This window comes from Lysinibacillus sp. NPDC056232 (assembly GCF_042267565.1).
GTDB lineage: Bacteria > Bacillota > Bacilli > Bacillales_A > Planococcaceae > Lysinibacillus.
Map to the genome: position 1 here is coordinate 1 of NZ_JBHJTF010000079.1, position 6159 is coordinate 6159.

The 6159-nt window shown below is 35.5% G+C and carries 8 protein-coding genes; 4 read left to right on the forward strand and 4 right to left on the reverse strand.

Annotated features, from left to right (window positions below):
• The first annotated feature begins 234 nt into the window (after positions 1 to 234).
• Positions 235 to 714, forward strand: a complete 480-nt coding sequence (locus tag ACFCYJ_RS27070) for a DUF6530 family protein (protein WP_376079023.1) — start codon at positions 235 to 237, stop codon at positions 712 to 714.
• A gap of 19 nt (positions 715 to 733) precedes the next feature.
• Positions 734 to 2110, forward strand: a complete 1377-nt coding sequence (locus tag ACFCYJ_RS27075; RefSeq protein ID WP_376079025.1) for an MATE family efflux transporter — start codon at positions 734 to 736, stop codon at positions 2108 to 2110.
• A 111-nt stretch (positions 2111 to 2221) separates the two neighbouring features.
• Here ACFCYJ_RS27075 and ACFCYJ_RS27080 read toward each other — a convergent pair whose 3' ends face one another.
• Complete coding sequence (locus ACFCYJ_RS27080) at positions 2222 to 2557, reverse strand: hypothetical protein (protein WP_376079027.1); 336 nt, start codon at positions 2555 to 2557, stop codon at positions 2222 to 2224.
• Between the two features lie 261 nt (positions 2558 to 2818).
• Entirely contained in the window at positions 2819 to 3019 is a 201-nt protein-coding gene (locus ACFCYJ_RS27085) for a cold-shock protein (RefSeq protein WP_053484870.1), read from the reverse strand.
• 403 nt (positions 3020 to 3422) lie between these two features.
• On the opposite strand from ACFCYJ_RS27085, the gene ACFCYJ_RS27090 reads away from it, so the two are divergent.
• Both ACFCYJ_RS27090 and ACFCYJ_RS27095 read left to right on the forward strand, forming a co-directional pair.
• A complete protein-coding gene (locus tag ACFCYJ_RS27090) occupies positions 3423 to 3581 on the forward strand; it encodes a hypothetical protein (protein WP_376079029.1) in 159 nt (52 codons plus the stop codon).
• Positions 3582 to 3857: 276 nt separating this feature from the next.
• Positions 3858 to 4910: an ABC transporter ATP-binding protein gene (locus ACFCYJ_RS27095; RefSeq protein WP_376079031.1), complete on the forward strand. Its 1053-nt coding sequence runs from the start codon at positions 3858 to 3860 to the stop codon at positions 4908 to 4910.
• 59 nt (positions 4911 to 4969) lie between these two features.
• Here ACFCYJ_RS27095 and ACFCYJ_RS27100 read toward each other — a convergent pair whose 3' ends face one another.
• Positions 4970 to 5893 carry a substrate-binding domain-containing protein gene (locus ACFCYJ_RS27100; protein WP_376079032.1) on the reverse strand — a complete coding sequence of 308 codons (924 nt, stop codon included), beginning with the start codon at positions 5891 to 5893 and terminating at the stop codon, positions 4970 to 4972.
• 46 nt (positions 5894 to 5939) lie between these two features.
• On the reverse strand, positions 5940 to 6159 hold a 220-nt coding region (locus ACFCYJ_RS27105), incomplete at its 5' end, for a hypothetical protein (RefSeq protein WP_376079033.1).

Sequence of the window (6159 nt, forward strand, 5' to 3'; positions counted from 1 at the left end):
CAATATACAACATAAACATATGTTCTATAAAGAAAAAAGCACTTCATTCCTCCCACCTCTGAAGAAGTGGGCTTCCTGAAGCTCAATTCTGTGATTTTCATATTAATATTGCGAAGATCATCTTGATGTTTTCCCTTTAAAACTGGTTTGTTTATGTGATCTATGTTACGGAAAAATTTCCATATATAAATTGACCTCCAAATTTTCAAACAAAAAGGAAAGGGGTTGTAATTGATGAAAATACCTACACATTTAAAGCATAAACCTGTTATTGTTGCTGAAAATTATGCCAATATTGATGGGCGCACCGCTTATCATACAGATGCACAGGGGCTCTCACTTGGCTTAGCTCAATGGAATGACAGAGGTAAGGTTGATATTTCTGCTAAAGTGTGGCGTCATACAGGTGGTAAATGGTCACGTCAATCGGAGGAATTACCACTTCATCGCGTGCTTGACCTCGCTATTTTAGTTTGTGAGTCTCAGCATTATTTTAAGGACGCTTATCGCTACGATCATTTATATGATGAAGAAAACCCTGTTATTAAACGTGTTGGCTTACAGGGGGATGCAATGACAGTGGAAGTATGTACCGACAATGAACAAATTAAAGAGGATATTAAGCTCTATAATCAAGCATTAAGTGCGGATGGTGAACTAATTGGTGAACGTCTGCGCACGCTATCACATATTTTAAAGGAAATGGGTTATTAAAACCCAAGAGGGCATGAAAATGGACCAACAAATTTTACATGATAATAAAAAGCTACAGAAAGCTTTTTTTAACTTTTTAATTCCTGTTATGCTAGCGAATGTGCTGCAATCATTAGGGCAAGTCTTTGGCATGTTTATAGTTGGGCGCAATTTAGGAGTTGATGCGCTAGCGGCAATTTCAGCATTCTTTCCATTTTTCTTCTTTTTAATGGCATTTGCTATTGGGATTGGCTCAGGTAGCTCGATTTTAGTAGAGCAAACATATGGGGCTGGGAATCATGAGAAGATGAAGGAGGTTGTTGGGGTAACATTAGCTTTCACGACGATTTTATCAATTGTCGTCGCAATTTTTGGTGGCTTTTTCATTGAGTGGATTTTACGTTTTATGCAAACACCTGCAAACATTTTAGATATGAGTATTAGCTATGCTCAAATTTTATTTTTTACACTACCGATTATGTTTTGGTATTTGGTGTACACTACCTTTATGCGTGGTGTAGGTGACTCTAAAACACCCTTTTTATTTTTAGTCACAAGTGTTATTTTAAATATCGCATTCCTACCACCATTAGTTTTTGGCTGGCTCGGTCTGCCTAAGTTTGGCTTAAATGGTGCTGCTTATGCCTCTGTTTTATCCAATCTAGTGACGATGTTATTATTATTTGCCTACTTGCATAGAACAAAGCATATTTTGCGCTTAGACAAATCAATTTTACAGCATTTTAAATTAAAGAAGGATATTTTAGCTTCATTATTAAAATTAGCCATTCCAGCAAGCATTAGTATGGTTGCGATCTCTGTTGCAGAAATTGCTGTCATTGGCTTCGTTAATGTTTACGGCTCCGATGCCACTGCCGCTTACGGTGTTGTCAATCAGGTCGCTAGCTATGCACAAGTGCCTGCGATGAGTATCGCTATTGCGACATCTGTATTTGTGGCGCAGGCTTTAGGGGCTAACTCTACAGAAATGATAAAAAAAATTCGTCAATTAGGTGTGCTTATTAACTATATTTTAGGCGGCACGATTATTTTAATTATGTATTTATTTGCGGAGCCTATTTTATCTTTCTTTATTGATCAACAGGATACGGTACTTATCGCAAAGAATTATTTATATATCGCATTTTGGAGCTATTTAATTTTTGGCCATACACAAACAGTTTCAGCTACAATGCGAGCTACAGGTGTTGTCTTATGGCCTACAATTTTCCTAGTCATTGCGATTTGGGTAGTCGAGGTGCCATTAGCGTTTGTTTTATCGCACTACACTACATTCGAGCTAAATGGCGTTTGGTTAGCTTACCCTACTGCCTTCTGTGTGCATTTTGTATTACAATACGCATACTTCAAGCTAGGTTGGCAAAAACGAACATTAAAAGCAATGCTCAGCGATTAATCTTTATGATTGTGTCTGTAGACAAAGCAGCACACGTAACTTTGTCTACAGCAATTTTTTATAGACGTTTGGGGTAAATAAATATAAACCAGAATTTGTTGATCCACATAATTAAGCTTTAGGCGGAATTATTCCCGAAACCAATAAGATAAAGAATACTAATCCAATGAAAAAGAATATTATTGAAGCAGTAAATATCGGACCTATTTGATAAGTGAACTGTTCCCTTTTCTGAATTATGCCTGTTTGCCCACTAACTTGAGATGTAAATAATCTAGTTATAGATCCACCACTACTTGAAAAGTAAAAAGTACCCCCAGCAAAAACTATACCAGTGAAAAACATTACCTCGATAAACCTTACGGAGAAAAATGAAGCAATAAAATAAGTGATTAAAACTTCTACAATAAATGCCACTTTCATAATTATCAAATTTTTCCTACTCATATAAATCCCCCTACTCTTCAAAGTTTATGCTTCTTACTCTGTATACGATTGAATTTAAACTAGGTTCCAATTTTATACTTTTTAACCAATTCATTTTTTAATTTTATTTCACTGTTCTATCCAATTATTTTTACCATAATACCAGATAGGTGATTGTCAATTGTTGCACCAATCCATTTTTTCATTACACACACTTCTTTTTCGCATAAAAAAAAGGCATCCTAATGAAAGGATGCCTTTTTTATGGTTACATCATTAAAATTAAAGTTTTACGATGTTTGTAGCTTGAGGTCCACGTTGGCCTTCTTCTACTGAGAATTCAACTTTTTGACCTTCTTCAAGAGTTTTGAAGCCGTCACCTTGGATAGCTGAGAAGTGAGCGAATACGTCATTTCCACCTTCTACTTCGATGAAACCGAAACCTTTTTCTGAGTTAAACCATTTTACTGTACCTTGTGTCATTTGAATGACCTCCATTAATTGTATTAATTAAAATCATATTACCAAAAGAAAATCCACATATTACAAAAAGCATCAAATAAAACACGATTACTCTTTGTAATATGTGAATTTATTGTTCTCTTGAAAACGATTTTATTACATTTACTATATACAATAAAAACACATTTGTCTAGTACTAAAGAAAATTATTAAATAAACAGTTTTCTTTCTAACCGGATACGTCATTAAATATGTTCAACTAATAAGGTGCGATAATCTTTTTAGATCAACGCACCCCGTTAGTAAACTTAGTTTTTGACAAATATCTATTGTGGTTTCAATTGCCATTAATTTTAGACCAAGACCAAGACCAAGACTAATAAATACAACGCCTGCTACCTTATTCATAATCGTATTAAACAGTTTGCTATCTTTTATGCTTTGTGTTGCTAACGTCGCTCCATATGTATCACAAACGCACCATACGAGGACAATAATCGAGAATGTCGCACCTAAAATTAGAAATGGTCATGAACCAAAGCTGTTATCTGCTGAAATGAATGGTGGTAAGAAGGATAATTAAAACAAAATATTTTTAGGATTCGAAACATTCGTCATTACACCTTGCATATAATCCTTTTTCATAGAGCCGCTAGAGGTACGCTTTACTTATAAGCCCTCGCTTTTTTTGAAAAGCGATTTTGCACCAATGTAAATTAAATAAATACCACCAATTACTTTAAGTACCGTAAAGAGTACAGCTGATTATGATAAGATAATCGATAGACCAGCAGTAGAAAGAATTGTATGAACTACAATGACTTTTGTTTTAGTTATCATGTGAAATGAGGTTTAACAAATGAGTTTTATTAAGTTAACGCAAGTCGAAAAAGCATATAATGCCCAGCAACCTGTATTAAAAGATATTAATATAACGATTGAAAAAGGCGAATTCTTTGTATTAGTAGGCCCATCTGGTTCAGGTAAAAGTACACTTCTGCACCTTATTGCTGGCTTAGATAAAATGACGACCGGCACAATACAAATAAATGGAGAAACATTAGATATGGCTTCCCCTCAAGAACGAAATCTATCAATGGTTTTCCAAAATTATGCATTATACCCTCATCTAACAGTGGAACAAAATATTTTATTTGGTTTAAAAAGAAAGGGAGTTCATAAACAAGAGCAGCAAAAACGTTTGCAGGAAAGTGTTGAACTGCTCAAGCTGACTAATTATTTACATCGAAAACCAAAAGCTTTATCCGGAGGTCAACGTCAACGTGTCGCTCTTGCACGTGCTATTGTGAGCCAATCTCCGCTGTGCCTGATGGACGAGCCTTTATCCAATTTAGATGCACAATTACGAACACAAATGCGGACAGAAATCAAACAACTACAAAAAAAATTGGGCTTAACAACTATTTATGTAACCCACGATCAAACAGAAGCGATGACCATGGGGGATCGAATAATGGTTTTACATAATGGATGTATTCAGCAAATCGGAACACCTCTAGAATTATATAATCAACCAAAAAATCTATTTGTCGCAAGTTTTATTGGTTCTCCAACTATTAACATGGCAACTGCAGTTCTAGAAGATTCTACGCTCATTATTGAAAATCAATTTAAAATGAAACTTCCAACTGATGTTTATGCACGTTTACCTCAACATACACCATTAACACTTTGCGTTCGTCCAGAGCATCTCCGAAAAGGAGACGCTTTGCATCTTCCTATAGTAAATATTGAACAGCTTGGACATGAAACGCATATCATTGTTCGATTAGCAGATCGAACATGGACGATTAAATGGAGTGGCCAACATACCTTTAAAATCGGAGAAACACTTTCTCTCCAGCCTCAACACCTATTATTTTTTGATGCGGAAACAGAAGTATTATTATAGTTTTCCCGATAATGTAAAAAACTTGCCTTTTCGGCAAGTTTTTTTCACACCATACATTATTAAAGTGTTTCATATATAACTTGTCCCATTTGAGTGGCGTCATAATCTCCTAATGCGACTACTTCTGATTGGAAATCTGGTGAATTTAAAATCTCTTTTACCGATTCAATCAGCAGTTGGTTTTCGGGAGTTTTTAATAGGACAATATCATAACGTTCTCTAACAAGTGGGATAAAGTCAACATCTATGAGTTTTGATATTTTTTCAATGCCTATTCCAATGTCTGCATTCCCGTTTGCGACAGCAGAAGCTACATCAATATGGCTCATTTCTTCTTCGTTATAGCCTTCAATTGAGGATGGAGATATGTGATGTATGCGTAATTGCTCATCTAGGAAAGTACGAGCACCTGAACCTTTTTCACGATTCATCAATTTTAGTGATTTGGTCTTAAAATCATCCATTGATTGAATTTGCAATGGATTTCCTTTTTTCACATAAAAGCCTGCTCGGCGTGAAATCAGATTGAGAAGAATATAAGAGTGACTTACAAAAATCTTTTTCAAATAAGGTGTATTATATTCCCCTGTATCACCATCATACAAATGTAAACTAGCAATATCACATTCCCCATTATACAGCGCCATAACACCATTAAAGCTACCTTCATGTGAGCGCAATACTTTATTGGATTGTTTTTTCTCTATATATTTTCCTAATAAGTCTAAAGCTAAATCTTGTCCGCTAATAATAATTTTTTTATTGTTTGTCGGAGGAGTAGTCGAAGCAGTAGATGCAGTAGGAGTTGCCCCTGTCTTGCTCTTTTGGATATATAATTGTAAATCGGTTCTATCCACACGCATTTGTCGACCTACACGAAAAATGGGTAAATCCCCCTTTTTCACTAAATCATAGATCGTTAATTTTGAAACCTTTAATAATTGAGCAACCTCTTCAATCGTATAGGAATGTTCATGTGACATGTAAAAAATCTCCCCTTCTGCTTCTATTGATTCTATAGTAACGTAATTATGATATTTTTGGATCATCACCAAAACGTGTGGTTGATTTCCGTTCCGACTGGGCGCTTTGTAGCTGCCGCTTTGCTTTCGCTACAGAAAACATTTGTTGCTGCCGCTTTGCTTTCGCTACAGAAAACATTTGTTGCTGCCGCTTCGCTTTCGCACAGATAAAACAATTGTTGCTGCCGCTTCGCTTTCGCACAGATAAAACATTTGTTGCTGTCGCT